Origin of the sequence: Paraburkholderia phenoliruptrix, from assembly GCF_902859825.1 — a bacterium.
GTDB lineage: Bacteria > Pseudomonadota > Gammaproteobacteria > Burkholderiales > Burkholderiaceae > Paraburkholderia > Paraburkholderia phenoliruptrix.
In genome coordinates this window covers 34,251-58,815 of the sequence record NZ_CADIKB010000001.1, presented here as the reverse complement: position 1 = coordinate 58,815, position 24,565 = coordinate 34,251, and the positions used below count along the sequence as shown (strand labels likewise).

Sequence of the window (24,565 nt, the reverse complement as noted above, 5' to 3'; positions counted from 1 at the left end):
TCACTTCACTCCCGGAATGCGGTAGTGCATGGCGATCTTCGCACCGCACAGCATGATGACAAGCGAAAGACCGAGATACACCGCCGTGGCGACAAAGTACGACTCGAAAGAGAGGAACGTTTCGTTCTCGACCTGCCGGGTCACGTACGTCAACTCCGCTGCGCCAATCGCCATGGCAAGACTCGTGTTTTTGAAGAGCAGCACCGCGTGATTGACCATCGGCGGAATCGCATTGCGCAGCGCCTGCGGCAGCACGACATGACGCATGCCGGTCAGGAAGTTCAGTCCGAGCGCACGGGCCGCTTCATATTGGCCATACGGAATGGCGCGCAGCCCACTACGAATGTCTTCCGAGAGATACGCCCCGCTGCACAGTCCAATCGCGATCACCGCGAAAACAAACTGACCGTTGTAGTGATTCAGCAGCGCTTGTAAAGAAGCCGGCAAAATGTTCGAGATGCCGAAGTACCAGAACAGAATCTGCACGAGCATAGGCACATTGCGATGGTATGCAACGAACGTCGCGACGAACGAGGTCGCAAGGCGGTTCTTCGTGAGACGGATCACAGAGAGCAGTACGCCCACGATCAACGAAAGCACCCATGCCAGCGCGGCCATGGCGAGCGTCAGCTCAATCCCGTGAAGGAACAGCACGCCATATTCGCCTTGCAGCACCGTGGCCAGGTCAAAATGAAGTTTCATGTTGCGCGTCCCTGCCTTCGCGGCGTCCTTGTTGAATCCATACTAGCCCGCAAAAAAATGCCCTGGCAGAGGCCTTTCTTCTGGTGCAATAAGTTTCGGGAATGACGGATAGCGAGGACGAGGCAGATCGCCGTGGGCAGCGCTCGAGGCAGCATGCTGCATGATGTATGTCTCCGGTATGCGGGGCCTCTGCGGGCGCCTCATCGGTCACCGCGCCCGTCAGAACGAACGCGACTTTTACGAGTCGAACCGGCGCAAGACGCTGCGCCGGTTCAGATCAAACAATCGCCGCCGGGCCCGCGAGCACCTGCGGATTGATCGGCGTGGGAGGCTTGCCGGCGAGAGGACCACGTCCCAGCGCCGCGATCAGGTTGTCGACGCAGAGCGCAGCCATGGCGCGCCGGGTATTGACCGACGCACTGCCGATATGCGGTGTCAGCACCACGTTCTTCTGCGCGAGCAGCGCCGGACACACGAGCGGTTCACCCTCGAATACGTCGAGACCCGCGGCCGCGATGCTGCCTTCATGAAGCGCGACCGCGAGCGCCGCATCGTCCACAACGCCGCCGCGCGCGATATTCGTAAGCGTGGCGGACGACTTCATCTGCTTTAACTCCGCCGCGCCGATTGCATGATGCGAGTTGGCCGAATACGGCACGACGACAATCAGATGATCCGACTCACGCAGCAGTGCTTCCTTGTCGACATAGCGCGCTCGGCAGCCCTCTTCCACTTCAGGCGCGAGTCGCGAGCGGTTGTGATAGATGACGCGCATGCCGAAGCCGAATGCACCGCGCCGCGCAATGGCTCGACCAATGCGCCCCATGCCGAGAATGCCGAGTGTCGAGCCATGCACGTCGCTGCCGACGAACATGTCGTAGCGGCCGGTCTTGGTCCATTCGCCCGCACGCAGAAAGTGCTCGGACTCCGCGATGCGCCGCGCGGTGGCCATCATCAGAGCGAAGCCGAAGTCGGCCGTAGTATCCGTGAGCACGTCCGGCGTATTCGTGACGAGTACGCCGCGCGCGGTGCACGCATCGACATCGACGTTGTTGTAGCCCACGCCGATGTTGCAGACCGCCTTCAGTTGCGGGCAGGCATCCAGCAACGTGGCATCGATTCGGTCGCTGCCGGCCGTCATCGCGCCCTCCTTGCCCTGCAGGCGCTCGATCAGCTCGGCTTGGGTCCAGATGGTGTCGTCCGGATTGTCGGTCACGTCGAAGTCCGCGCGCAGGCGCTCGACGATGTCCGGAAATGACGCACGGGTAACGAGTACCGATGCTCGCATGAAAGGCCTCCTTAGTAGACTCAGATGACGTCCTCGCGAACGGCGGGCTTACTCACCGTGAGCGGACGGCTCGCGCTTGATGGTGGTGAGCCCGCCCGGCACTTGCAACGTCGGCAGGATCTCCATGTTGCTGATGTTGACCGCGAGCGGCGCGGCTATCGCGAACGCAATCGCATCCGCGATGTCGGACGGCTGAGGCAACTCGAAGCCGTCAATGAACTTCTTTCGCGCTTCCTCGATGTCGCCGTGCACATGGCCGAAAATATCAGTCGCGACACGGCCAGGGCAGATCTCGGTCACGCGCACACGCTTGCCCGTCGCGTCGACCCGCAGCTGGCGCGACAGCGCGTGTATGCCGGCCTTCGTCGCGTGATAGATGGAGTTGCCGTTGAAGTTGTAGATCGCCGCAATAGAGCTGATGTTGACGATATGGCCGCGGTCGCGTGCCACCATGCCCGGCATGGTGAGCCGCACGAGGTGCAGCACGGCTTGCAGATTCACTTCCACTTGCACGTCGATGTCCTCGACACCCGCATCGAGAATCGAACCCTTGCGCGATACGCCCGCATTGTTCACGACGATATCGAACGGCACCTGCTGTGTGAGCGTCGTCACGGCGTCCAGATCGCACACGTCGATTGCATGCGCAATGCAGCCGGTGCGCGCGGCGAGCTCATTCAGACGATCGCCGTTGCGCGCGAGCGCATGCACTTCGAGTCCCTCGCGACAAAAGCGCTCGACAATGGCAGCGCCCATTCCTGTCGAAGCGCCCGTAACCAGCGCGGTCTTGTAGTCTGAAAACGGCATGAATGACCTCAGTCTGTAGTTCTCAAATGTCGCCTCGCGAAAAGGCGTGCGATAAAGCCTGTTGCCAATCGGCTTTTTATCAATCGACTCTTATCAATCTATACGCCGCGAAAGCGCTCAACAAAGATGGATTGGCTTTGAAGCGATAAGTGGGCCTTATGGTTGGCACCGTGTTGCCCCGGTGGCCTCGCGCGCGTGTCTAGCGCGTGAGGCGCGAGACCGGCACGACCCGTCCGCCCGCCGCTTCGATCACGGCGCGCACCGTGCGCGCCAGTTCGACGGCACCTGGCGTGTCGCCATGCAGCAGGATCGACTGAACCGCAATCTTCAGCTTGTTGCCGGTAATCGTCGTGATGGTGCCTTCCTCCAGCAGTTGCTTGACACGCGCAAGGACCGCCGCCCTGTCCTTGATCACCGCGCCCGCGAGTTTGCGCGAGACCAGCGCGCCTTGATCGTCGTAGGCACGGTCGGCGAGAAATGTGTTGGCGATGCGCACGCCGAGACGATCCGCGGCGCGTTCTATCTCCGTGTTCGTCGACACGCTGATGATGAGCTCGCGGTCGAACTCGGCGACGGCCCGCACCAGCGGCTCGGCGAGTTCGTACGAAGCCGCGGCCATGTTTCCGAGCGCGCCGTGAAAGCTCATATGCGTGACGCGGTGCCCTGCGGCCTTGGCGATGCCCGCGAGCGCGCCCATCTGATACAGGATGTAATTGGCGAGCTCCAGCGGATCGGCCTGGATCTGCCTACGGCCGAAGCCCAGCAGGTCGGGAAAACCAACGTGCGCGCCGACTTCGACGCCGCGCGCGAGAGCCATGCGCACTGTTGTGTCCATGATGACGGGGTCACCGGCGTGATAACCGCAGGCCACGTTGGCGGACGACACGATGTCGAGCATCGCCTCGTCTTCGCCCATGCGGTAGGGGCCAAAGCCTTCACCCAGGTCCGCGTTCAGGTCGATTTGCATCTTCACTCTCCGTTCCTCAAGCGCTGACGTGCGCTGACCCCATTCTTCATGCGGATGGCGCGAGCTCGATCAGGCGCGTTCCATAGCCGACCGTTGCGCCATGCGCGACGAGCGTGCCCATCACCACCCCGTCTACGGGCGCGAGAACCGGCACGCACAACTGCGCGATCCGCAGCAAGCCGACAATCTCGCCCCCATCGACGCGCGCACCGACGCTGACAAGCGGCGTGGAGCGCGCCGGATGCGTGGCGAGAAAAATGCCCGCGCAATGCGCCGTAACGGCGACGCTTGACGCGCTTGCAGCAATGGGCGGCTCACTCGCACCGTCGGCATCGTCGGGCGTATGAACCGTTCGGGTCCGCACCTTCGTGCGAGGTGGCTTCCCCATCGTCAGGCGAACCGTCGCGGCGGGCCTGCCAATTTCGATGAATTCGACCTCGGCGGCGGCCAGCCACGAAGTAATCTGCCGAAGCTCGCCAATATCCACTTCGTTTTTTTCTGTCATGTCTCAGTGTCTGGAAGAGCGGAACAACTCGACGAGATTGCGCACCCTGGCAAGGTAGCCCGCCAGTTCTTCCAGCGCCGCGACGGCTTCCGGATAGGTCGTCAGAACAAAGCGGATTTTCGTACCGATGCGCGCCTGCGCTAGGCGCCATAAATCGGCCTCGATGACGGTGCCGATCTTCGGGTAGCCGCCCGACGGCTGTGCATCGCGTAGCTGGATGATCGGCTGCCCGTTGTGCGGCACCTGAATCACACCGGGCACGATGCCATGCGAGCGCTTCTCGACGGCGTGCATCGCCCTGAGCGTCGGACCGGCGAGGCGATACCCATAGCGATCGCTTTGCGGCGTCACTTTCCAACCCTCGCGCCAGAACGCCTCGAGCGACTCCGGGCAGTAGCACTCGAATTCCGCGGCGGGCAGCACGCGCACCGCGATCTCGTCGGCTGTCGCACCAGGCAGCGCGGACGGCGCCGGCAATGTGAATTCCGGCGGCACGGTGCCGAAACCCGCAGCATGCGGTGCATCGGGCGGGATGGTGCGGGCGCCCTCGCCCACGGCCTTCAGCACATCGCCCTTTTGCAACTGACGGCCGTCGTAGCCGCCGAACTGGCCGCGCAGCTGCGTGCTGCGCGAGCCGAGCACCACAGGCACATCCACCCCGCCCGCGAGTGTCAGATAGCAGCGCGTTCCGCTTGTCGGCACACCGTGCTTACCATGTCAGATCCTTGACGCGCAGCCGCTGAATGTTCTGACGCTGCTCGACGATCGTCCCGCTGCTCATGCGCACCACGCGATGCGCCATCTCGCCGATCACGGCGTTGTGCGTGACCACGACGACCAATGTGCCGAATTCCCGGTTGACCTGATCGAGCACCTCGAGGACCATGCGTCCGGTGAGAAAATCGAGCGCGCCAGTCGGCTCGTCGCACAGCAGGACGTCCGGTCGCTTCGCGATCGCTCGGGCGATCGCCACACGCTGCTGCTCGCCACCTGACATTTGCGCGGGGAAATGATCCTTCAGTTCTCCGATGCCGACCATTCGTAGCGCTTCATCAGGGGTGATGGGACGTTCCGCAATGTCGGTCACCAGCGCCACGTTTTCGAGGGCGGTCAGGCTGGGCATCAGGTTGTAGAACTGAAACACGAAGCCGACATGCTCACGCCGGAATTTCGTCAGCTCCTTCTCTGTAGCCGCTGACAACTGGTGATCCCGATAGCGGATGAAGCCGCTCGTCGGCGTATCGAGCCCGCCCATCAAATTCAGCAAGGTCGATTTTCCGCTTCCTGAAGCGCCCAGAAGCACCACGAACTCGCCGCCCCCGAGGTCAAGGTCCATATCTCGTAACGCGTGAACGTCAACGTCGCCCATGCGGTAAGTCTTTCGCAGCGTCCGGATCGAAAAGACAATCTCCATGAATCATCGCTCCAACGCTGATCGCCGTTTGGCAGATGGAAACCACCTGTTATGGCGCAGCGCGGGTGGGTTGCCAGGCGGAATCTGGCATCTGGCATCTGGCATCTGGCATCTGGCATCTGGCATCTGGCATCTGGCATCTGGCATCTGGCATCTGGCATCTGGCATCTGGCATCTGGCATCTGGCATCTGGCATCCAGATACGTTGCGGTCTGCCCTTACGAAACGCTAGATCAAATAACGTCGGTGCGATTGATATGTGTCAAGTGATCCGGAGATATGGGGTCGATCCAGACCTTTGATCCCTATCAAGAAACTATGGCGCATGAGGCGCCTAATGGTTCTTCACCGCCGCTGCACTCAAGGAGACTTCGATGGAATTTCATTTGCACGAAGGCCAGTGCCAGCTCCGAACCCCCGATTGGCGGGCCGGAATCGTTTCCGGCACTATTGCGGCAGCTGTTCTGATGTGTGCTGCCTCAGCCGCGATCGTCGCAAATAGCGGCAGTTCGTGGGGAGCGATCCGCATGGTCGCCGCCATCGTTATTGGAGACCGTGTGTTCGTGGAGCCAGGCTCGCACGATGCCGCAGTACTGGCGGTGGCGCTTACCGTTCATCTGATTCTGGCGATCGGGTTTTCGGTTGCTCTGGCGGCGATCATCGAAGCGTTTCCCCTTTGCTTCAACCTGTTGATGACGTCGATCGTTGGAACCGGGTTCGGTGCGTCTCTCTATCTCCTGAATTTCTACGCGATGACAGCGATATTTCCGTGGTTCGTCGACGCCCAGACATGGATCAATTTCAGTCTGCACATACTCTACGGTCTCGTTACCGGCATCTCCTACATATGGATCGTCAGGCGGAACAAATCAGCCATTAACGCTAACGGGACTCGTTCGGCTCGCACGGAGAACAGATCATGAGTGCCACACCGAGCGCGGATAGCGCTTCTTCCCACGGCATCAAACGGATACTTATCGCGGTCGACTCGTCGTCCGCGGCCGCACGTGCAGCCGCATATATACGCTACATGGCGGTACCAGGTGTGCGGGTGCGTATCGTAAGCGTGGCAGAGAATCCTGCTGTCCTCGTGCCCCTTGGATCGCTGGCGGATGCCGAACTCCAGACCATTCGTAGAGAATTGTTTCATGACGCCAGCGAAGCGGTTGCAAATGCGAAAGAAATCTTCGCGCCGCTCGATGCCGAAGTCGATGTTGAGGTGCTCGAGCGCTCAAGGCGAGGCGGCTATACCGCAAATACACTGATCGATGCCGCGACCGAATGGCAAGCCGATCTGGTCGTCGTGGGTGCGCGTCATCATCACGGCTTGCTGCGCTGGGTTGAAGGAACGGTGTCCGAATCCGTGACAACTCAAGCCTCGTGCTCGGTTATCATTGTGCCCGCTAGTTATGAAGGCGAGATACATCCGTTTCCGCGCCGGATCCTGTTTGCGCTTGACGGGAGCCAGGCCTCTCTGGACGCATTGCGGTTCGGCCTGCTGTTTGCAACGCCTGAGTCGAGCCTTCGAGCAGTCTATGTCGTCGATCGCGCTGTTCGACTGACTGACCTCATACCAATCCATGTCCTTGAGGACGCGTTCAAGGATGAAGGGAACACCATACTTGCCGCCGCCGCGCGCGTCTTCGCCAATCTGGCCAATCATGTCGAAACCGGGCTTGTCAAAACTAAACGGACAGGCGATGACGTGCCCCATACGATTGTCCGCGAGGCCCGACGATGGCATGCCGACCTCGTGGTCGTCGGCACGCATGGCCGGCGAGGTCTCGCCCGCTGGTTTCTCGGAAGCGTCGCCGACCGAACCGCGCGCATCACTGATACCCCACTGCTGCTGGCGCGCCCCAGACCGAACTCTTCATCCTGAATGAATGGAATCGGAGTTTCCCGTCAGACACCCCCACCCTGGTTGAGCAGCGCGACGAGGCCAAACAGCCGCGCCAGGGCGGGAACGGTCATCAGAAGCAACAGAGCCACTCCGGTTACAGCCAGAACAATCCAAAGATAGCGATTCTGCCGACGCACCTCGGCGCGGGCGCCCGACTGGGGCAACACACGGATCACAAAGATCAACGCGACATTGCCCGCGACGAGTGATACGAAGGCGAGCGTGCGGGCGAGAGGCTGTTCATAACCCTGAGTCAGCAGACCGGCGTAGAGACCCAGCACGAGTATCGCAGCCAGCGCGCCCGCGGTCGCCCCTTGGGCCAATGCGCGACCCGATAGCAGCCGCGCGCCGACCCGGCGCGGCGGCAAACGCATGAGGTTCTCGCGTTCGGGTTCGTTCTCGAACACGATCGAGCAGACCGGATCGATAACCAGTTGTAGAAACACGATATGAATCGGTGCAAGCATCGGCGGCCAGCCGACGAGAACCGGAATCATGGTGGCGGCAATCATCGGAATGTGGACCGCAATCGTATAGCTGATCGCTTGCACGAGATTGGCATAGATGCGCCTTCCCAGCCGGATCGCGGACACGATTGGCGCAAAGTCGTCACGCAATAAAACCAGCGAGGCCACCTCGCGCGCAACTTCGGCACCACGCAGGCCCATCGCAATACCGATATGCGCCGCCTTGAGAGCGGGTGCGTCGTTCACGCCATCACCGGTCATCGCGACCACGTGGCCGCTTTCCCTGAATGCGTTGACGAGCCGCAATTTCTGGTCTGGCTTGACGCGGGCAAACACGTCAACGTTCTTGATCGCTTCACGAAGCTGTGAGTCATTCATCGCTGCCACTTCCTGGCCGCTCACGATCCGCGCGCCGTCGATGCCGACTTCAGCGGCGATGGCAAGCGCCGTCGACGGATAGTCACCGGTAATCATCACCACGCGGATGCCGGCGGCCTGGCATTCTGTGATAGCGCCCGCAACCTCCGGTCGGACCGGGTCCAGAAGGCCGACCAGTCCCACGAACGTGAACGCGAATTCATGCTGCTTCTCCGGCCACTCCGCCTGTGAGTGTCGCGCCTTGGCGACTCCTAGCACCCGCAACCCGCCCGACGCCATCTGCGCAGCCTGGTCAAGGACGGCCTGCGTTTCCCTCTCACCCAGGTGACATAAAGCACAGACCGCCTCCGGTGCGCCCTTGCAGGCCACTGCGTGATGATCGAGTTCCGGTGTGTGCCATGCGTGGGACATCGCCGGCAACTCCGGTGTCAGCGCGTACTCGTGAACGAGCGACCAGTCCTTGTGGAGACGTCCGGTGCCGGCGAGCCCCACGCGACCGGCTTCGTGAAACGCGCGCTCCATGGGATCGACCGGCTCGATTTCGCTGGCAAGCACCAGATATTCGATGAGTTCGTGATAGGCCTCCTCGATGTGCCGAGTGGCCTGATCGATGACTTGCCACTTTCCTTGCGCAAAGAGCACGCGCACCGACATGCGGTTTTGCGTCAGCGTGCCGGTCTTGTCGACGCACAGTACCGAAGTCTGGCCGAGGGTTTCGATCGCACTCATGCGGCGCGTCAGCACGCCGTCGTCAGCGATGCGGCGGGCCCCCAGCGCCATGAACACGGTCAGTATCACCGGTATTTCTTCGGGCAGAATTCCCATGGCCAGCGTGATGCCGGCGAGTACGCCCGGAAGCCACCCCCCCGATCGCAGACGATAGGCTGCCACGAGCAAAAGGCATAGTACGATCGCAACCGACGCAAAGCGGTTGACGAACGTTCTCGTCTCCAGTTGCAACGGCGAGCGCGCCTCCGAGATGCCGGTCAGCGACTTGCCGATACGACCGAGCGTCGTATTCAGCCCCGTCGCAGTGACGACCATTTGTCCCTGGCCCTGCACCACCATTGACCCAAAGAAAAGCTGCCCATACGGATCTTCCTGCGCAAGTGCGTTGGCTCGTGCAACGGACTTGCTAACCGACACGGACTCGCCCGTCAGTAGCGATTCGTCTACGCTCAGTTCATGAGCCTCCGTCACGACGCCATCAGCGGGTACACGTGCGCCTTCATCGACAAAAACCACGTCGCCAGGCACCAGTTCGGCAGCGGAAACAAGCTGCCGTTGCCCGTCTCGAAGTACCTGCGCGCGGGGCGCCGACAGTTCGCGCAGAGAGTCGAGAATCCGCGCCGTGCGATGACTTTGAAAAACCGTGAGAAAGACGATAGCCATCACGAACGCGAGAAGCGTGAGTGCCTCCGAAACATCCCCGAGAACAAAATAGATTCCGCTCGCAGCGAGCAACAGCAGGAACATGGGCTCACGAAGCACCTCCCACAGGGTGCGCCACCAGGTGCGCCGCGCCGTTGAATCCACGACGTTGCGGCCGAACCGGACGCGCTCTTCCGCCACCTGCTCGCTCGATAGACCACGCCTCATGTCGGTGTGCCAGGGCGGCGATGCCAATTCGCCGTCGCCGGAGACGATGTCGGTGACGGGCTCAACGGAATTGGTCTGCATTCTCGTGCCTATCAGTACGCGGATTGTGATGGAACAAAGGTGCACACGAAGGCGCTCCCAAACATGGCAATCCTCGAAATGCGAACTTTTTTGGCGACACAGCCGACAGAAACCGTGGATTGTTGCTGCCTGGAAAAAGGATTGTTCAACCCCTTGCAGCTCAATGCCTGTGCGGAAACATCCGAGTTTATAGAATGACGCCAGGAGAACATACCGACATTGACTTGGGTCAAGTTGCTGGCCGCCGGGTGAAATAGCCTGAGTCAGCTATCCGCCTCCGCGGCACGGCAGCTCGAGATCCAACTACCGAAAACCCGGAGCTGGACGCCTCTCGCGTGGATCAGACCTGACTGCGGGCCGTTGTCCACCGCACGTCCCTGGTTCATCGCAGCGGCATCCTCGCCGGCTGGACATGCAGCAGGCGCGATGGGATCGCCAAAATGCGGCATGAAGAAATGGGGGCCCAACGGCCGGGAGATTAATGGTGGCGACACTGGCAATCCTGTTCGCCGTGGTGCTGCTGATCAATCTCATGCCGGCATTCGCGCCACCCACATGGATGGCCATGTCGTGGGTCGGCTTCAATGTTCCGGAAGGCAACCCATTCGTCTTTGCCCTGGTTGCCGCTAGCGCGGCGACCCTCGGCCGGCTGGTTCTGGCGACTTTCGCGCGGACGCTGGTGCGGGGTCGGCTGATGCGCGAGGCCGACCGAGAGAACATCGACGTGATCAGGATATGGCTGGAGAGGCACAAGACGATGACCGCCAGCGCATTCTTCTTCTATTCGCTGAGCCCGTTTCCGTCGAACTATCTGTTCATAGCGTATGGGCTTTCAGGGCTGCCGCTCCGGGTGATTGGGGTGCCATTCTTCATCGGTCGTACGGCGAGCTACGCGGTCTGGGCGCATCTTGGCCGCTTCGTGTCCACGCATATCGATCCAGAAGTGCAGTTCGAAGGGAGCTACCTCAGCGGCTACTTCGTCGTCACGCAGATAGCCTTGCTCGGGCTCGTGTACATACTCATGAAACTCGACTGGAAGATACTCGTAGAACAACGGAAGCTGACGTGGCGACGGTCGATGAAGCCGCCCGGGCAAGTAAAGGACGGCCACACCACGCGACGTTGAACGAATCGATGCGCCATGCCCAACGGCGCCCGGCGCTATGCCACCCTCGGGTGTCCTTTCAATGGGATGGAAGCACTACATGAATACGGAGGAACTCTTCGACGACTCAGAAAGCACCGGGCACTCTGTTGCCGAGCGCGCTGCCGCGGCGTCCCGCAGTACGTGGGGGAGCGTCGCCGTTAATCTGGTTCTGACCTTCGGTCAGGTCCTTACTGGCATATTCTCAGGCTCTCAGGGCCTCGTTGCGGACGGCGTACACTCGCTGTCAGATCTGGTCGCCGACTTCGTCGTACTGTTTGCCAATCATCACAGCCGCAAAGGCGAAGACGAAGCCCATCCATACGGTCACCAGCGCTTCGAAACCGGCGCCTCGCTGGCACTCGGCGCTCTTCTTGCGGCGGTGGGCGCGGGTATGCTCTGGTCGGCGCTTCACAAACTCGAAGACCCGGCATCCGTGCAGCGCGTTCACATTGCCGCGCTGTGGGTGGCAATGAGCGCACTGATCGCCAAGGAGCTGCTGTTCCGTTACATGCTCGCGGTTGCAAAGCGCGTTAAGTCCAGCATGCTGGTCGCCAATGCCTGGCATGCGAGGTCGGACGCCGCATCATCGCTGGTGGTGGGCGTGGGTATCGTCGGTAATCTGGCGGGTTTTCCGATCTTCGACCCAGTCGCGGCGCTGATCGTCGGCGTGCTGGTGCTCAAGATGGGATGGACCTTCGGTTCAGAGGCTTTTCACAACCTGATGGACCGCTCGGCGGACGAGACCGAGGTGGAAGCCATTCGGCTGACGCTGCTTGGTACCCCGGGCGTGATTGGCGTCCACGACCTGCGCACGCGCAAAATGGGCGACATGATCGTCGCCGATGTTCACATCGACGTCGACGCTACGATTTCCGTCGAAGCGGGCCACGAAATCGCGGTCGCTGCGCGCAAGCACGTCCTGACGCGCCATCGTGTGCTCAATCTCATGACCCATGTAGACCCGCGCAAACAGGCCGGTGCGGTCATGCCTGCAGGGCAAGCCAGCAACTGATCGGCACATTCCGCGGCTTACAGGTGGTGGTCGTAGGTCAGGCGGACCTTGGTCGGCTTGACGCTGTCTTTTCGCGTGATCGAAAGATCGATGCTATAGCGGCCCGGCCACGGCATGTTGAAATAGTTGCCGTAAGTCACCGTGTCATTGACGTTGAGCTCCTGCAGAGGCTTGACCTGCGTATGTGGGCGCGACTTCGCCCGTGGCCCCGTCACCGTGGCATTCACGGTCGCTTCGCTGATGCGCTCACCGGTTGCCTTGTCGAACAGCGCGACGACGAGGTGATAGTTTGAGAGACCTGGCGCCGATGCGTGTTCGCCCGGCTCGCTTGCGCCCCGGGCGACCGATTGCGCTTTTTTGGCAGGCACAATGCCAAAGTGGACGGTCAGACCACCGTTCGTCACGCTCCGGTTCAGTTGATCGGCAAAGGCGCCGCTTGATGCGAGCGTAAGCAGACCCGCGGTCATAACCATCAGGAATTTGGTCAACTTCAGCATGGCTACCCCCGATTCCATAGTGAGGTCGCATGGCGACATCCAGTGCACCACATGAATGTCCAGCACCTTGGTTCTGGACACGTCATCTGCATGCTGCGGTCGGAGACCGGCGGCGACATTGACTCACATCAATCCAGGCCATAAAACGCTACCTCTGTCACAAGCGAGATCTGCCGTTTTTCCTCTAGCGCCGTTGCGACGGCGTGTTTGCGAACAGCGCTGCGGAAATGCACTGCGCCGGTTGATTGATCTGTGTCAACAGCCAGTGCGCGTCGATTGTCATGCTGTAGGTAGAATGTTTAGGAGACCGGGTCTATGAAAGCCCACGTTGCTTTGCTGCTTGTCGGATTCCTTTTCCTTGTCCCGATTGATCCGCCTGTGCTTGCACAAACGCATATCGCGCCAATGATGCGCAATGGCATCGAGTACGTCAGCGGCGGTATCGGCGAGGATGAGGTACAAGCGATGAAGGCGCTCGCGCCTCGCTACAACCTTCGCATCACGTTCGCGCTGACGGGAGGAGAGTATCTCTCCGATGTGACGGTCACGCTGAACTCGGAACGCGGCGTCGAGCTGCTGAAAGCGAGAACGCACGGTCCCTTCCTCTTCTTCAGGATCCCGCCTGGCCGCTACAGGATCGCAGCGCAGGCCGATCATGTCATCGAGCACAGGTGGGTGCGCGTCCCTGCGAAGGGCGGAGTCGAGACCCGGTTCTACTGGCCGGAGCCGAATCGGCATGGCGTCATCAGTAGGCTGAAGCCCTAGCCCGGGACCGGGTATTCCGTAAGGGGACATGTCATGACGCGTTGCTCGCTGATTGCTGGAATGGTGGCTACTTCGATCGCCGTATCTGTGATGCCCGGCGCGCATGGCGAGGAACTGGCTAGAATCGCGACGCATTCGCAGCGCTACGGCGCACACATCGGAATCTCAGCGTACGAGGATCCGCTGGTAAAGGGTGTGACCTGCTACGTTTCCAGTGCGCATCGCGACGATGATCTCGGGAACGTTCAATCGGGGAATGCCACAGACGCCATCGTTTCCTGCCAGCAGGTGCACAAGCTCAGTACGCCGAGCCTGGTCCCTGAACAGGCGCAGGTATTCGATGAATCGGTTGCCCCAATCTTCAAGGCCGTTCACGTCATCCGGATTCTGGACCACAAGCGCCTGACGGTCCTGTATGTCAGCTACACGGAGAGCAAACTGGCGGGGAATCTACCCGGTCATGTCGACGTGCTCCGGCTAGAGGTGCGCGGAAAACGGGCGGCGCAATAGCACTGCATCAACGGTAGGCGGATCATTACCCTCGCGTTGCACGCCGCCAGAATTCTGTGCCTGGAGATGGGGCGCTCGGGCCCGGCCCACTACACAAGCGCCTCAAGACTTATTGCTCATCACAGCATGGGGATCGGCTTTCGGTTCCTCCTGACTCGTAGCAATCCAGCAAACCTCCACCCGCAATCCGCCTAGCGCACGGGACCTGCCGACGTCGATCGCGGCGCCATGCGCGTTCGCGATGCGTCGCACGATCGACCATCCGAGCCCGCTCCCGCTTTGTTCGCTGCCTCCCGCACGGAAAAACCGCTCACCCAGCCGCTGCAAGTCGTCGTCCGGGAGGCCCGGCCCACTGTCTTCCACAGCCAGCACGACGTGGCCGTCGCGCCTGCGTACCGACACCTCGATTCGAGCCCGAACAGGGCTATAGCGGACCGCGTTGTCGACCAGATTGCGAATGAGCGACGCGAGCAGCGCCTCGTTGCCTACCACGATGCAGCGTTCAGGCGCGTCGAGCCCGATCCGCTGCGACCTGCCGAGCGACTGAGGGGCGATGTCGGCCACAACCTTCCTGGCGACGGCGCCCAGATCGACCGCGCTGCTATCGTCGCTCAGCGCCCCGGCTTCGAGCCGTGACAGCAGCAACAGCTGATCGACCAGATGCACCGCGCGTTCGCAACCCTCGAGCAGCCCCGAGAGCGCGTGCCTGCGCAGGCCGTCATCCGCCTCCGCCATCGCGACCTGCGCCTGCGCCTTGATCGCGGCGATCGGCGTGCGCAGTTCATGCGCGGCGTCGGCGGTGAACCGCCGCTCCGCGTCGAGCACGGCACGAATGCGGTCGAACAGACGGTTGAGCGCATCGAGCATCGGCTGCATTTCCTGCGGCGCGCGATTCATCTGGACGGGGTCCAGTGCGAGCGGATCACGCCGCGCCAGCATGCGGCCCAGATCCCGTAGCGGTGCTGCGCCGCGTCGAACGGCCCACCAGGTCACGAGCGCGAGCACTGGCAGCGCGACCGCCATCGGCCAGAGCGCGCTGCGCATCACCGCGAGCAGGATCGAAGTGCGCGAGTCGATGCGCTCGCCTACGTAGATCTCGACGTCCTCCTGCACGCCGGCAGTGGCAAACACCCGCCACGCCTTGCCATCTATCTGCACGGTCCAGAATCCCGATTCCGATCTGTCGCGCGGAGGCACCATCGGTCGCGACGGCGCATTGGCCGAATGCATGCCGAGCTGGCCGTTGTGGAAGACCTGAAACACCACTTTCGGCGCATAGGGATGCAAAACCGGCGCGTCGAGCGCCTCATCGTCGTCCGCCGCCTGGGCCTGTTGCATGACCAGCAGCGCCGCGGCCTGAGCCAGATGGCTGTCGAGCAGATGATCGATTTCCTGCCGCGCATCGTGCCATGTGAGTGCGCTCGCGGCCAGCCAGACTGCTGCCACGACCCCAGTCACGAGCACCAGCAGACGTCCCTGCAACGAGCGCGGCAGCATCATGGCTCACTCATGTTTTCACCAAGCAACACGTAACCTACGCCGCGCACGGTCCGGATCAGCTCGCCGCCGAGCTTGCTTCTGAGGCGATGCACGTGCACCTCGACCGCATTGCTTTCCACTTCCTGGCCCCAGCTATACAGATGCTGCTCGATCTGTTCACGCGACAGAACACGGCCCGCATTCAGTATCAGCACGTGCAGCAGATCGAACTCGCGCGGGGACATCGGCACGGGAACGCCGGCGCGGTATACCAAACGCGACGCGGGGTCCAACACGACATCCGGCGCCTGAAGCCGCTCGCACGGCCGGCCATGCGAGCGTCGAACCAGTGCTCGGAGCCGGGCACCGAGTTCATGCAGGTCGATCGGTTTGACGACATAGTCGTCAGCCCCGATGTCGAGCCCGTGAATACGATCCGGCACGGCGTCGCGCGCGGTGAGCACGAGGATGGGCAGCTTGACCCCGGCGCTGCGCACGCTTCGCAGCACATCGATACCGTCCATGCGAGGCAAGCCGAGATCGAGAATTGCAGCCGCATAGGGCTGCCCACGCAGTTCGCGCTGCGCGGCCTCGCCGTCGCGAACCCAGTCGACCTGAAAAGCTTGCTGGCGCAACCCGGCACGAATGCCGTCGCCGAGCAGGGGGTCGTCTTCGACAAGCAGAATGCGCACGTGTGAAATGTCCGGTGGATGGAGCTCAGTCGCCGTCCCCGTCGCCATTGGACCGCAGATGCGCACTCGCCCCTGCGGACTGACTCGCCGTCGGCGTTTGCGGCGCCGCCTGCCATTGCGTCCACCACCAGGCGATTGCGGCTGCCATGACCAACGCGGCAAAACCCCAGCGTGCGGTTCGAATGCCTTCGTCCGCACGGCCCGATTTGTATCCCGTTACCATCGCGCCAATCAGGTTCTCGCGGTGCAAGAGGCTGCTGGCCAGCACCGCTGCGACGTGAATGGCGACGAGCGCGAGCATCGCGTTCGCGACGCCCCCATGCAGCTCGCCGAGCCATTCGCCGCCGGTGCCGTTATAGGCGGCCCAGCCGGTCACCCCAACCGCCCAGCTCATCAGCAGCATTGCAACGATCGCGACGGCGCCTGCCGGATTGTGGCCGACGTGCCGTTCCGGACGGCCCTTGACGAGGCTGACCATGTAGCGGATGACGGCAGCCGGCGAGCGCACGAAGGCGGAGAATCGCGCGTATCGGGTTCCCATCAGTCCCCAGACGATGCGAAACGCCACTAGGCCGACCATCGTGTAGCCTAGCGTAGCGTGCAGCAGGCGCCATCGCTCGCTCTCAGCCGTCAGCCATGCGCCCGCGAACGAGGCGACCATCAGCCAGTGAAACACGCGCACGGGCGCGTCCCATACGAGAATCCGGACGGTGCCGGGCGCGCGGGCGCCGTTCTCAGCGCGGGATGCGGATGTATCGTTCATCGAAGTTTCCTTGGTCTGCCCGCGTATGACAGGCGGCGCAGTTCGACGCGCTTCTGACTGCCGGATGCCGCCACGCCGATGCGGGAACTTCGTCGTGCGCGGCCATGAACCAGGTGGAGCGGGTAATGCGATCCTCGGGCGGGGTGCCCGGCACCCGCTCCGCGCTTGCGGCATGCGCCGAAAGCCAGCCTTCCAGCTGCTTGACGGACGCTGCGTCGAGAGACGCGTTGGTGCCGAAGTGTCGATCGAGATTGTTCAGGATGCGCCGCCACGATTGCGCGGGCAGCATTTCCGGCGGATACGCGATATGGCAGGCGGCGCACTCCTGCCGGTATTTCGGCAGCGGCGTCACGGCATTAGCCCGCTGCTCTTCCTCGCCGACAGCCGTACCTGACAGCACGATCGCGGAAAGTGCCGCGAGCGCGTATGCAATAACGGAGGCGAATCGGATAGCCATGTCAGTCCTTTGCGAAGTCGTCGATGTGAAGCGCGCTTGTGCGCTACGGCTTGAGCGTCATCAGCCAACTCAGGACGTCTGCCTTCTCCGATGCCGTGCATTCGCGCCCGACCACATCCCCGCAGTTGCGGCGAAACCACTTTTCACTCTTTGCCGCATCCGTGAAGCGCTCCGGATTGAACGCCGGGGCAAGCGGAGCAATCGTCTTGGCGGTGACCGCATGTTGTCCGTTGCCGGTCGGCGTGGCGCCATGGCATGTCGCGCAGGCCCACTCCCGGCCGTGCCGTGTGGTGAAGAACTGTTGCCCTCGCGAGGGCGCAGGCGCGGTTCCCGACTGCGCCGCGTAGCCGTTCAGGATTTGCGCAGGAGACTCCGCGTAGGCGCCGCCTGAAACACCGGCGACGGCGACGATGCCGTACAGAGAACAAAGTGCGCGCAGGCGCCCGGTTGTCAGCATCGCGAATCCTCCAGTGAATGCGTTAGATGTTCGGGCTGCTTCCTTACCGAATACTTAACATAGGCCTCAAGCTCATTGTCGGCAGCCACGCTGCTTCTTCGTTGACCTGAATCAACCAGCACCGGATGGGGCCATGAGCGGGCCGCCCGCGAGCGCCTCGACCTAGACATCCTAATGTCTTCGGCGCACGCCAAACTGTCATTCCATCGAACGCACGCCACCCGGCAGGTTGAAACTTTTTGGCGCGAAGCGCCGCGCTGGCAACGCTCACTTCAAACCTCTTCGAGAGAAACGCACACCCTAGCACCCTACATGAGGTAAGATAGCCCCCTATACTATTTTGGGGGATAGCCGTGAGCCATACGATTCGCGAAAAACAGAAGCTGCTCAACCGGGTTCGTCGTATCAAGGGCCAGGTTGAAGCCATCGAGCGCGCACTGGAAGAAGAGCGTGGCTGCATGGATGTGCTGCAGCTCATCACGAGCAGCCGCGGAGCGATGAACGGCCTGCTTGCAGTGGTTCTCGAAGACCACATCCGAACCCATCTCGTCGACGCGGAGCCGCACGACGACGAGCACGGCAGCGGCACCGAGCAGCTGATTGAGGTAGTCCACAGCTACTTCAAGTAAGAGGAAACCATGAGCAACTTTGAAGATTCCGCTTTCGGAGCGGGACACGACCACATCTTTCTGGGCGCAGCCCATGAAGACAATGAGCGCAGAACGTGGATGGTGATTGCGTTGTGCAGTGCGATGATGGTCACTGAAATTGTCGGCGGGAGTCTCTTTGGCTCGCTGGCACTTGTCGCCGACGGTCTGCACATGTCGACACACGCTGGAGCGATGCTCATCGCCGCTTTGGCTTATACGTACGCGCGCAAGCATGCTGGCGATACCCGCTTCGTATTTGGCACCGGCAAGCTGGGCGATCTCGCGGGCTTTACCAGCGCCATCGTACTCGCGATGATCGCGCTGCTAATCGCGTACGAAGCTGTTTCGCGCTTTCTCTCGCCCGTGCCCATCCATTTTGGCCAGGCGATCCCCATCGCTGTGCTCGGACTTCTGGTCAATCTCGCGAGCGTTTGGCTGCTGAGCGGCGATCACCACGGCCACAGCCATGGACATAGCCACGGGCACGGTCATGGCCACGGGCACGGTCATGGCCACGGGCACGAGGACGAACACAGTCACGAGGAAGAGGTGCATCGCATCTTTGGTAACGCTGGCGTATTCGCTTTATCGGTCTTCGAAGACGGGGTACCACCTGTCTTCCGCATTACACCCGAAACGGACTCCTCGAAACTAGACACCGACGCTGTTTCCGTGACGACGATCCGCCCCGACGGCAAGCACCAGACCTTCGCCTTTGCCGACCACGGTGGTTATTTGGAATCCAAGGAGGACATTCCCGAGCCGCACGCATTCAGGGCGGTCGTCCGCCTGCCCGATGGTGAGCATGAGATCGAGTTCCAGGAACACGCGCACGGTCACGATGATCCCCAGGCGGCAGCGAATCGTGACCACAACATCCGCTCAGCCTACATTCACGTCATTGCCGACGCGGCGGTTTCCGTGCTGGCGATCATCGGCCTGCTGCTCGCGCGTGCGTTCGGCTGGGTCTGGATGGACCCGCTTGCGGGTGTGATCGGCGCGCTGGTGATTGCGAACTGGTCGTGGGGCTTGATGCGCGATACGGGTGGCATTCTGCTCGACATGAATGTGGACAAGCGTATGTCGGAGAAGGTCCGTCATGTCATCGAAGACAACGGCGACACCGTGCTTGACCTCCATGTTTGGCGCGTCGGTCCGGGGCATATGAGCGCGATCGTTTCGGTGGCCACCGACGAAGTGCGGCGCAACCCGGGCTTCTACCGCGCAGCACTCAAGCGTTTCAAGGGACTGTCGCATGTGACGGTCGAAGTGAACCCGACCCGCGTTGTGGCCTGAGCGATGGCAGTCAAATCGCCATGCATCGATGTCTGTGCGTTCGATGGGAAGACCGGTCTTTGCATCGGCTGCTTTCGGACGCTCGACGAAATCCGCGGCTGGAAGAAGATGACGGACCACCGGCGTCATCAGATACTCAAGGAGAAGACCCGGCGACAGGCGAAGGTCGCACGCGACGTGCAGGACGCTAAGCTGAAAAGCTGAAGGTTGACCTGTTCCCCGGCACCTGCATCGAATGTCCGAAGTACACCATATTGCGGCCGTTTGAGCGGGGAGTTTGTCAGTGGCAGAAACGGGTCGGGACGTGCCAGCCCGTCCTTCAACTCATCGCGAGAAAGCGGCCAGTGGAATTTCGCTGCCCTGAAGCGGCCAGTCGTCAGTGCGTACTTCCGACCGCGTTGCGGCCTCTCGGATGAGAGTTGCGGCAACGGCAGCTTCGCGAGTCGCTGCGGACATCGCGGCGAGTCCTGAACGCAACGGACACGGCAGCGCGCACGCGGGCCGGCGCCACAATGTCCCGTCGATGCCGATTTGCTTCTTAAGATGCCGCGTAACCCTGTCAAAGCTACGCTAAGCCCCGGCTGGCCGGTGCTGTTCTTCTGCAAAGCGTGGCGTTATGTCGATCGGCGATGCGCGACCCAATTGCCAGTCCCAGGCCGCTGCCTTACTCTTTCGTCCCCGCGCTGCGATAGAAGCGCTCGCAAACCCGGTCCAGTTCGGGCTCGTGAATTCCGGACCGCCATCGACAACCGTACAGTGACTGTTGATTTGAACGGAATCCTGATTCACGGGGGCGTGTAGGTCTGGCAGGGCAAATTCGAGCACTACTATTGTAAGCGGTTGAAGAACATGGTATCCGGCGTCTGGCTTCCGCGTTGCATTCGGATGGTTATCGGTCTGCAGAGGGATCTATGGGTTCGCCTACTAGCCTTGCTGTCATCCCCCTCTTGGCCGGTGCGGGAACGGAACTAGCGCCACGCATCGAATTGACATCTCGTTAGCCTATGCCATCCGGTTCATATGTGCTCGATCAAGCCGCTCGCCAGATCGCGCAGTTCGTCGAACTGCATGACAAGCTCGGCACACAGTACGAAAGCCACCATCGCAGAAGGAGCCTGGTGCCGTTCGATCCATCGCAGGGCTGGAGATGCAATTCGCGCGCGGATCGCATCGCGCGTCGCGGTCACGGTAATTGCAATTCCCATTGCAGCGCCGGCCAGCAGATCGGTCGGGTAGTGCAGACCAAGATAAGCACGCGGCGCGCAAATAAAAAATACTGCATAGAGCAGCGCCAGGATACCAATGCGCGGCGCCGCCAGGAAAATGCCAGTCGCGATGGCCATCCACAGCATTGCATGATCGCTCGGGAGCGAACTCCAGTCCATCAACCCCATACCCATGTTGGCGCCGTTCGCGAACTGGAGATGAAGTATGGTGCTGTAGACGGGGCGCACCCGGAAAGGCAACCAGTGAGTTAGCAGCCTTGCTAGAAAAAGTGCGGCGACGCCGCTAAGCGCCGTCGCGATGACAACTTCTCGCCGCCATTCACGGCGGGCGCTCGGCTCGAACCACAACCACCACAGCAAGGGGATCAGTACGAGGCCCTTGAACGTGTAGAGGCCAGCGAGCGCTTCTAAAGACCTGGTGGCCAAATGACCTAAATGCACGTGAGACAGATACGTCTCAATTGACAAATCGAAACTGTTCATCGGCTAGCACCTGGCATCCGTTGTGTCGCAACATATAGGGAAGTGCTCTGCTTTTTAAGAATGCCGTCGTCAACGCGTGCGCCACTAGTCCATGCAGTGGGGCTAGGTCCTGCATCGTTGAAACGGGTGAAGCGTCGCCATCTTTATGATCGTTCGACGGAGCCTTCACGGTCCGAATCATGTCTGATAGCAATCACCGCCTCCTTATACCTGGTAGCATGCGGGTCAAAACGTCATCGCGGACCACGAAGTGATGAAACAGTGCCGCAGCTGCGTGGCAAGCCGCCAGGACGATGATTGTCCATCCGGTCCAATCGTGCAACTCTCCTAGGCTGCGGTGAGCTGGCTTTCCAAACGGGGAGAACGGTGGTGGTATCTGCAATCCGAAGAAGCTCATGGATTCATTGCCAGACCACCGCAGAATGAAACCCAGCGCCGCCTCACAAACCAGTAATACATAAAGAGCGAAGTGGACCGTCTCGGCCGCGCGCTCCACCCAGCCCGCTTTAGCAACGGGCTTTTGATGTCCCGGGGACAACCGCCACACAATCCTGACTACGAGAACTCCCGTCAGAACAATACCGAAAGACATGTGCGCCACGATCAGGACGTGGCGAGTCGGTCGCGGCGTGAAGCCCCACACCTGAGCGAGCACGAACTGCGTAAGAACAAGCGCGGCGGTCAGCCAATGCAGTGTGACGGAGAGACGATCGTATGTCGTCCTGTCATCGCCTGCCGCAATTCGCGTGGCTGTCCTCGTGACGTTAGAAGTCCGGTCGCGTTGCATCGTGTGATGAATAGTAGGCGTGCAGGGTCAGGCTTTCGGGCGGAAAGAACTATCGCCATCCACTACCTCCCCGGTGAAGCAATGATTAGCCCGGGACAGAAGGCGAAGCGCTGCCGTCCAAGCCTCATGAGTACGGCAGTTCTGACCTGCTCCCGGTTGAGCCAGGCGCATTTCAGTGATGTGAGCCTGCGCCATGTGGCTAGCGATGCGAACAGTCGCGACGAACGCGGCAATCCCGGCAACAGCCCCATAGCGAAACGTTGCGGTGGTAAATACCGCCTCGTCAACGGGCATCATCGCGATATACGCAAGCACCGCACATTGCAAAACCATCGCCCCGATGGCGGCCGTTTTCAGATACGTCCGGGTAATGCACACAGCATCTCGGTTCAAGGTGGCCTCGTAATCGTCGCACACAGCAAAGCCTGCGGGGACATCCGAAGTTATTCTGATCGCGTAAGCTGAAGGTTTCCTGAACCTTGGCTTTTCCACAGCCGCAAGCCAAGTCACGAAATCAATCCACCAATGATTTCCATTGTCAGTTATCTTAAAATTCGCGGTTGTCACTTGTGTCCGGAAGCGTCAGAGGTAAGCCTTCCTACCATACCCGGAGCTACCGAACATGGCAGCGAAGCAAGAAGTGAGGCTAGATCCGGCCGAACTTGGCGGAATCCGTGGTCTGCAGCGGCAGTCTCTTCCTGCCTCCGGGCGACAGATCGTTATCGGTCTTGCCGCCGCTGCTTCCACGTTTGGCGTTGGACGCCTCCTCGGAGTCTCTGTTTCATGATGAGCGCCTGTCTCCTTGTCATTGCCAAGGCGCATCCCGGAGGGTAACGAGCATTGCCAAACGCTAGCGCCATGCGGCCGTTTACACCCGGCCGTTTGTCCGTGGGTGTGAGATCCTACCCGTCTTGGCTGATTGGCGGCCACGACTCGCGCTTCGAAAACGCCCATCTGCAGACATGCGCCGCAACGCCTAGAGCCGCGATCACGCGACCGCGGCGCTGCGCGACGAATTGCCGGCGCGTTGGTGGCGCCCCCTCGCAACCCTGCTGGGGTTGCCAAAGGTTGCACCAGCCCGATGCCGACATCCGTCGCAGCCGAGTATTAGTTGACCCATCACGGTTTCGGGAGCGAGGGCGCGAAACTGGCTCCAACAACGCGCTGGTACGGTCAAGCGCTCACGCTGGCGGACGAGGTACGACGCAACCGCGAGTGAGCTGGGCGACGGCGCTCGGCGACCGGGCGGAACCGATCTGTCCAAGGTTTAGGCTCGAGGAACAACGCAGCTAAGGCCCCGGACGCGCAAACTGGGCGGATACAGCAAGCGATGTCCGGCGAAAAATGGCAAGGCGAACCGCGCTATTAGGATAAGTTTTCTTCTATTAATAGCGGTATTTTTGTCGCGTAACCTGCGACCGAAGCCAAAAGACGACTGTTCGTTCCACCCGCGACTAAGGGTTGTCAGCAATCGGGGGCTAGACGAATAAGCGTCGAGTTCCTGGACAGCTTTCGCAAGTGTTTTTCAAAGTTCGGCCCCGGTCGCTCCGGTAAACATGTTTCTCATGTTCCGAAGCGATGCTGTGCGACGGTGCCATGCTCCACGGGCCGTTCGGCACGGCGGCTCATTGCACCGCTCCCGCAAGCACAGCGTCCAGTTTGTGACGCTTGCCAGTTCGAGCCAGGGGGCAATGACGCCGGCAATCAGGATGGTGGTTCCGATCTTGAAGGAAATAGGATCCGAACTCGTCAGGTCGAGTGCTTACGATGGCCTCGCGACCGAGCGGCTTGAACACCATGAGCGGATTGCGACCGCACCCACGACAGGAGCTAAGCAATCTCCGTCGCGGTGATCGTGCCGATCGGTTGGCCGGACGCCCGTCCTCACAGGACCGGCTGCGTATGCCGCTGCCGGGGGCTTCCGCTGGCGTAGCAACCTTGCACTGCGTCTAACACTTGCGCGCAAGTTTTACGCGGTGATTGCGCTCGCCATCGTCGGCGGTGTTGTCATCACCTTCATGCACTTCGATCCGATTCGCGCACTCTACTGGAGCGCCGTGATCAACGGTGTGACTGCCGTACCAATCATGATCGTCATGATGCTGATGGCGCGTAGCAGGCGCGTGATGGGGCAATTCGCCGTCACCGTCGTAGGAATCGCCTGCAGGCTCGAAATCGCCCGATTCTCCCGCATTCTCATCCCGTGACCTTGATCTCGACACGATACATGTGT

The 24,565-nt window shown here is 61.1% G+C and carries 27 protein-coding genes and 2 pseudogenes; 12 read left to right on the top strand and 17 right to left on the bottom strand.

What is annotated here, in order from left to right; genetic code table 11:
- The 7 genes from HV711_RS00305 to HV711_RS00275 all read right to left on the bottom strand — a co-directional run bounded on the left by HV711_RS00305 (position 1) and on the right by HV711_RS00275 (position 5,683).
- Positions 1-702: an amino acid ABC transporter permease gene (locus tag HV711_RS00305; RefSeq protein WP_035483322.1), complete on the bottom strand. Its 702-nt coding sequence runs from the start codon at positions 700-702 to the stop codon at positions 1-3.
- A 277-nt stretch (positions 703-979) separates the two neighbouring features.
- Positions 980-1,990, bottom strand: coding sequence for a 2-hydroxyacid dehydrogenase (locus tag HV711_RS00300; protein WP_035483323.1), 1,011 nt, complete (start codon positions 1,988-1,990; stop codon positions 980-982).
- Positions 1,991-2,038: 48 nt separating this feature from the next.
- Positions 2,039-2,797 carry an SDR family oxidoreductase gene (locus HV711_RS00295; protein WP_035483326.1) on the bottom strand — a complete coding sequence of 253 codons (759 nt, stop codon included), beginning with the start codon at positions 2,795-2,797 and terminating at the stop codon, positions 2,039-2,041.
- Between the two features lie 199 nt (positions 2,798-2,996).
- The gene (locus HV711_RS00290; RefSeq protein ID WP_035483329.1) at positions 2,997-3,764 is read right to left on the bottom strand and encodes a LamB/YcsF family protein; all 768 of its coding nucleotides are present in this window, start codon (positions 3,762-3,764) and stop codon (positions 2,997-2,999) included.
- A gap of 46 nt (positions 3,765-3,810) precedes the next feature.
- Entirely contained in the window at positions 3,811-4,269 is a 459-nt protein-coding gene (locus tag HV711_RS00285) for a hypothetical protein (RefSeq protein ID WP_051224612.1), read from the bottom strand.
- A gap of 3 nt (positions 4,270-4,272) precedes the next feature.
- Positions 4,273-4,971: a 5-oxoprolinase subunit C family protein gene (locus tag HV711_RS00280; RefSeq protein ID WP_051224615.1), complete on the bottom strand. Its 699-nt coding sequence runs from the start codon at positions 4,969-4,971 to the stop codon at positions 4,273-4,275.
- A gap of 7 nt (positions 4,972-4,978) precedes the next feature.
- Complete coding sequence (locus HV711_RS00275; RefSeq protein ID WP_035483331.1) at positions 4,979-5,683, bottom strand: ABC transporter ATP-binding protein; 705 nt, start codon at positions 5,681-5,683, stop codon at positions 4,979-4,981.
- Between the two features lie 374 nt (positions 5,684-6,057).
- Between HV711_RS00275 and HV711_RS00270 the strand changes: the two genes are divergently transcribed.
- The gene (locus HV711_RS00270) at positions 6,058-6,606 is read left to right on the top strand and encodes a hypothetical protein (protein WP_035483333.1); all 549 of its coding nucleotides are present in this window, start codon (positions 6,058-6,060) and stop codon (positions 6,604-6,606) included.
- Positions 6,603-7,565: a universal stress protein gene (locus HV711_RS00265; RefSeq protein WP_035483335.1), complete on the top strand. Its 963-nt coding sequence runs from the start codon at positions 6,603-6,605 to the stop codon at positions 7,563-7,565. Before HV711_RS00270 ends, HV711_RS00265 begins: the two co-directional genes overlap by 4 nt.
- Before the next feature lie 23 nt (positions 7,566-7,588).
- Here the strand turns inward: HV711_RS00265 and HV711_RS00260 are convergent, their stop codons facing one another.
- Entirely contained in the window at positions 7,589-10,111 is a 2,523-nt protein-coding gene (locus HV711_RS00260; RefSeq protein ID WP_035483337.1) for a cation-translocating P-type ATPase, read from the bottom strand.
- Positions 10,112-10,174: 63 nt separating this feature from the next.
- Between HV711_RS00260 and HV711_RS33760 the strand changes: the two genes are divergently transcribed.
- The 3 genes from HV711_RS33760 to HV711_RS00250 all read left to right on the top strand — a co-directional run bounded on the left by HV711_RS33760 (position 10,175) and on the right by HV711_RS00250 (position 12,270).
- On the top strand, positions 10,175-10,309 hold the full coding sequence (locus tag HV711_RS33760) for a hypothetical protein (protein ID WP_279612636.1): 135 nt from the start codon (positions 10,175-10,177) through the stop codon (positions 10,307-10,309).
- Between the two features lie 286 nt (positions 10,310-10,595).
- Positions 10,596-11,237, top strand: a complete 642-nt coding sequence (locus HV711_RS00255; protein WP_028362907.1) for a TVP38/TMEM64 family protein — start codon at positions 10,596-10,598, stop codon at positions 11,235-11,237.
- A gap of 79 nt (positions 11,238-11,316) precedes the next feature.
- Positions 11,317-12,270: a cation diffusion facilitator family transporter gene (locus HV711_RS00250; RefSeq protein WP_035483340.1), complete on the top strand. Its 954-nt coding sequence runs from the start codon at positions 11,317-11,319 to the stop codon at positions 12,268-12,270.
- A gap of 17 nt (positions 12,271-12,287) precedes the next feature.
- Here the strand turns inward: HV711_RS00250 and HV711_RS00245 are convergent, their stop codons facing one another.
- Entirely contained in the window at positions 12,288-12,848 is a 561-nt protein-coding gene (locus HV711_RS00245; protein WP_244142612.1) for a hypothetical protein, read from the bottom strand.
- Positions 12,849-13,082: 234 nt separating this feature from the next.
- On the opposite strand from HV711_RS00245, the gene HV711_RS00240 reads away from it, so the two are divergent.
- Both HV711_RS00240 and HV711_RS00235 read left to right on the top strand, forming a co-directional pair.
- On the top strand, positions 13,083-13,532 hold the full coding sequence (locus tag HV711_RS00240) for a hypothetical protein (RefSeq protein ID WP_028362908.1): 450 nt from the start codon (positions 13,083-13,085) through the stop codon (positions 13,530-13,532).
- A 33-nt stretch (positions 13,533-13,565) separates the two neighbouring features.
- A complete protein-coding gene (locus HV711_RS00235; RefSeq protein ID WP_035483345.1) occupies positions 13,566-14,042 on the top strand; it encodes a CreA family protein in 477 nt (158 codons plus the stop codon).
- Positions 14,043-14,144: 102 nt separating this feature from the next.
- Here HV711_RS00235 and HV711_RS00230 read toward each other — a convergent pair whose 3' ends face one another.
- From HV711_RS00230 to HV711_RS00210, 5 genes are read right to left on the bottom strand one after another with little or no spacing between them, the layout of a single operon-like run.
- A complete protein-coding gene (locus HV711_RS00230) occupies positions 14,145-15,542 on the bottom strand; it encodes an ATP-binding protein (protein WP_051224618.1) in 1,398 nt (465 codons plus the stop codon).
- Complete coding sequence (locus HV711_RS00225; protein WP_035483458.1) at positions 15,539-16,213, bottom strand: response regulator; 675 nt, start codon at positions 16,211-16,213, stop codon at positions 15,539-15,541. The genes HV711_RS00230 and HV711_RS00225 overlap by 4 nt, the downstream gene beginning before the upstream one ends.
- 25 nt (positions 16,214-16,238) lie before the next feature.
- Positions 16,239-16,976 (bottom strand): cytochrome b/b6 domain-containing protein, encoded by a 738-nt coding sequence (locus HV711_RS00220; RefSeq protein WP_035483347.1) that lies wholly within the window; start codon positions 16,974-16,976, stop codon positions 16,239-16,241.
- Positions 16,948-17,433, bottom strand: coding sequence for a diheme cytochrome c (locus tag HV711_RS00215; RefSeq protein WP_035483350.1), 486 nt, complete (start codon positions 17,431-17,433; stop codon positions 16,948-16,950). The genes HV711_RS00220 and HV711_RS00215 overlap by 29 nt, the downstream gene beginning before the upstream one ends.
- Before the next feature lie 43 nt (positions 17,434-17,476).
- Positions 17,477-17,890: a DUF1924 domain-containing protein gene (locus HV711_RS00210; RefSeq protein WP_035483353.1), complete on the bottom strand. Its 414-nt coding sequence runs from the start codon at positions 17,888-17,890 to the stop codon at positions 17,477-17,479.
- A gap of 353 nt (positions 17,891-18,243) precedes the next feature.
- Between HV711_RS00210 and HV711_RS00205 the strand changes: the two genes are divergently transcribed.
- Genes HV711_RS00205 through HV711_RS00195 form a run of 3 tightly spaced genes read left to right on the top strand, consistent with a single transcriptional unit; the run spans position 18,244 to position 20,040 of the window.
- A complete protein-coding gene (locus HV711_RS00205) occupies positions 18,244-18,519 on the top strand; it encodes a metal/formaldehyde-sensitive transcriptional repressor (RefSeq protein WP_017234408.1) in 276 nt (91 codons plus the stop codon).
- Between the two features lie 9 nt (positions 18,520-18,528).
- A complete protein-coding gene (gene dmeF, locus HV711_RS00200) occupies positions 18,529-19,836 on the top strand; it encodes a CDF family Co(II)/Ni(II) efflux transporter DmeF (RefSeq protein WP_035483358.1) in 1,308 nt (435 codons plus the stop codon).
- Positions 19,837-19,839: 3 nt separating this feature from the next.
- Entirely contained in the window at positions 19,840-20,040 is a 201-nt protein-coding gene (locus tag HV711_RS00195) for a DUF1289 domain-containing protein (protein WP_035483360.1), read from the top strand.
- Positions 20,041-20,852: 812 nt separating this feature from the next.
- On the opposite strand, the gene HV711_RS00190 is transcribed toward HV711_RS00195, so the two are convergent.
- The 3 genes from HV711_RS00190 to HV711_RS00180 all read right to left on the bottom strand — a co-directional run bounded on the left by HV711_RS00190 (position 20,853) and on the right by HV711_RS00180 (position 22,899).
- Positions 20,853-21,545: a phosphatase PAP2 family protein gene (locus HV711_RS00190; protein ID WP_035483362.1), complete on the bottom strand. Its 693-nt coding sequence runs from the start codon at positions 21,543-21,545 to the stop codon at positions 20,853-20,855.
- Positions 21,546-21,738: 193 nt separating this feature from the next.
- On the bottom strand, positions 21,739-22,332 hold the full coding sequence (locus HV711_RS00185; RefSeq protein ID WP_051224621.1) for a cytochrome b: 594 nt from the start codon (positions 22,330-22,332) through the stop codon (positions 21,739-21,741).
- Between the two features lie 27 nt (positions 22,333-22,359).
- Complete coding sequence (locus tag HV711_RS00180) at positions 22,360-22,899, bottom strand: hypothetical protein (RefSeq protein WP_175144955.1); 540 nt, start codon at positions 22,897-22,899, stop codon at positions 22,360-22,362.
- A 142-nt stretch (positions 22,900-23,041) separates the two neighbouring features.
- Here HV711_RS00180 and HV711_RS34050 point away from each other — a divergent pair.
- Positions 23,042-23,119 (top strand): annotated as a pseudogene (locus HV711_RS34050) (VIT1/CCC1 transporter family protein); the annotation flags it as partial.
- A gap of 1,090 nt (positions 23,120-24,209) precedes the next feature.
- Positions 24,210-24,476 (top strand): annotated as a pseudogene (locus HV711_RS00175) (divalent metal cation transporter); the annotation flags it as partial.
- Between the last annotated feature and the right edge of the window lie 89 nt (positions 24,477-24,565).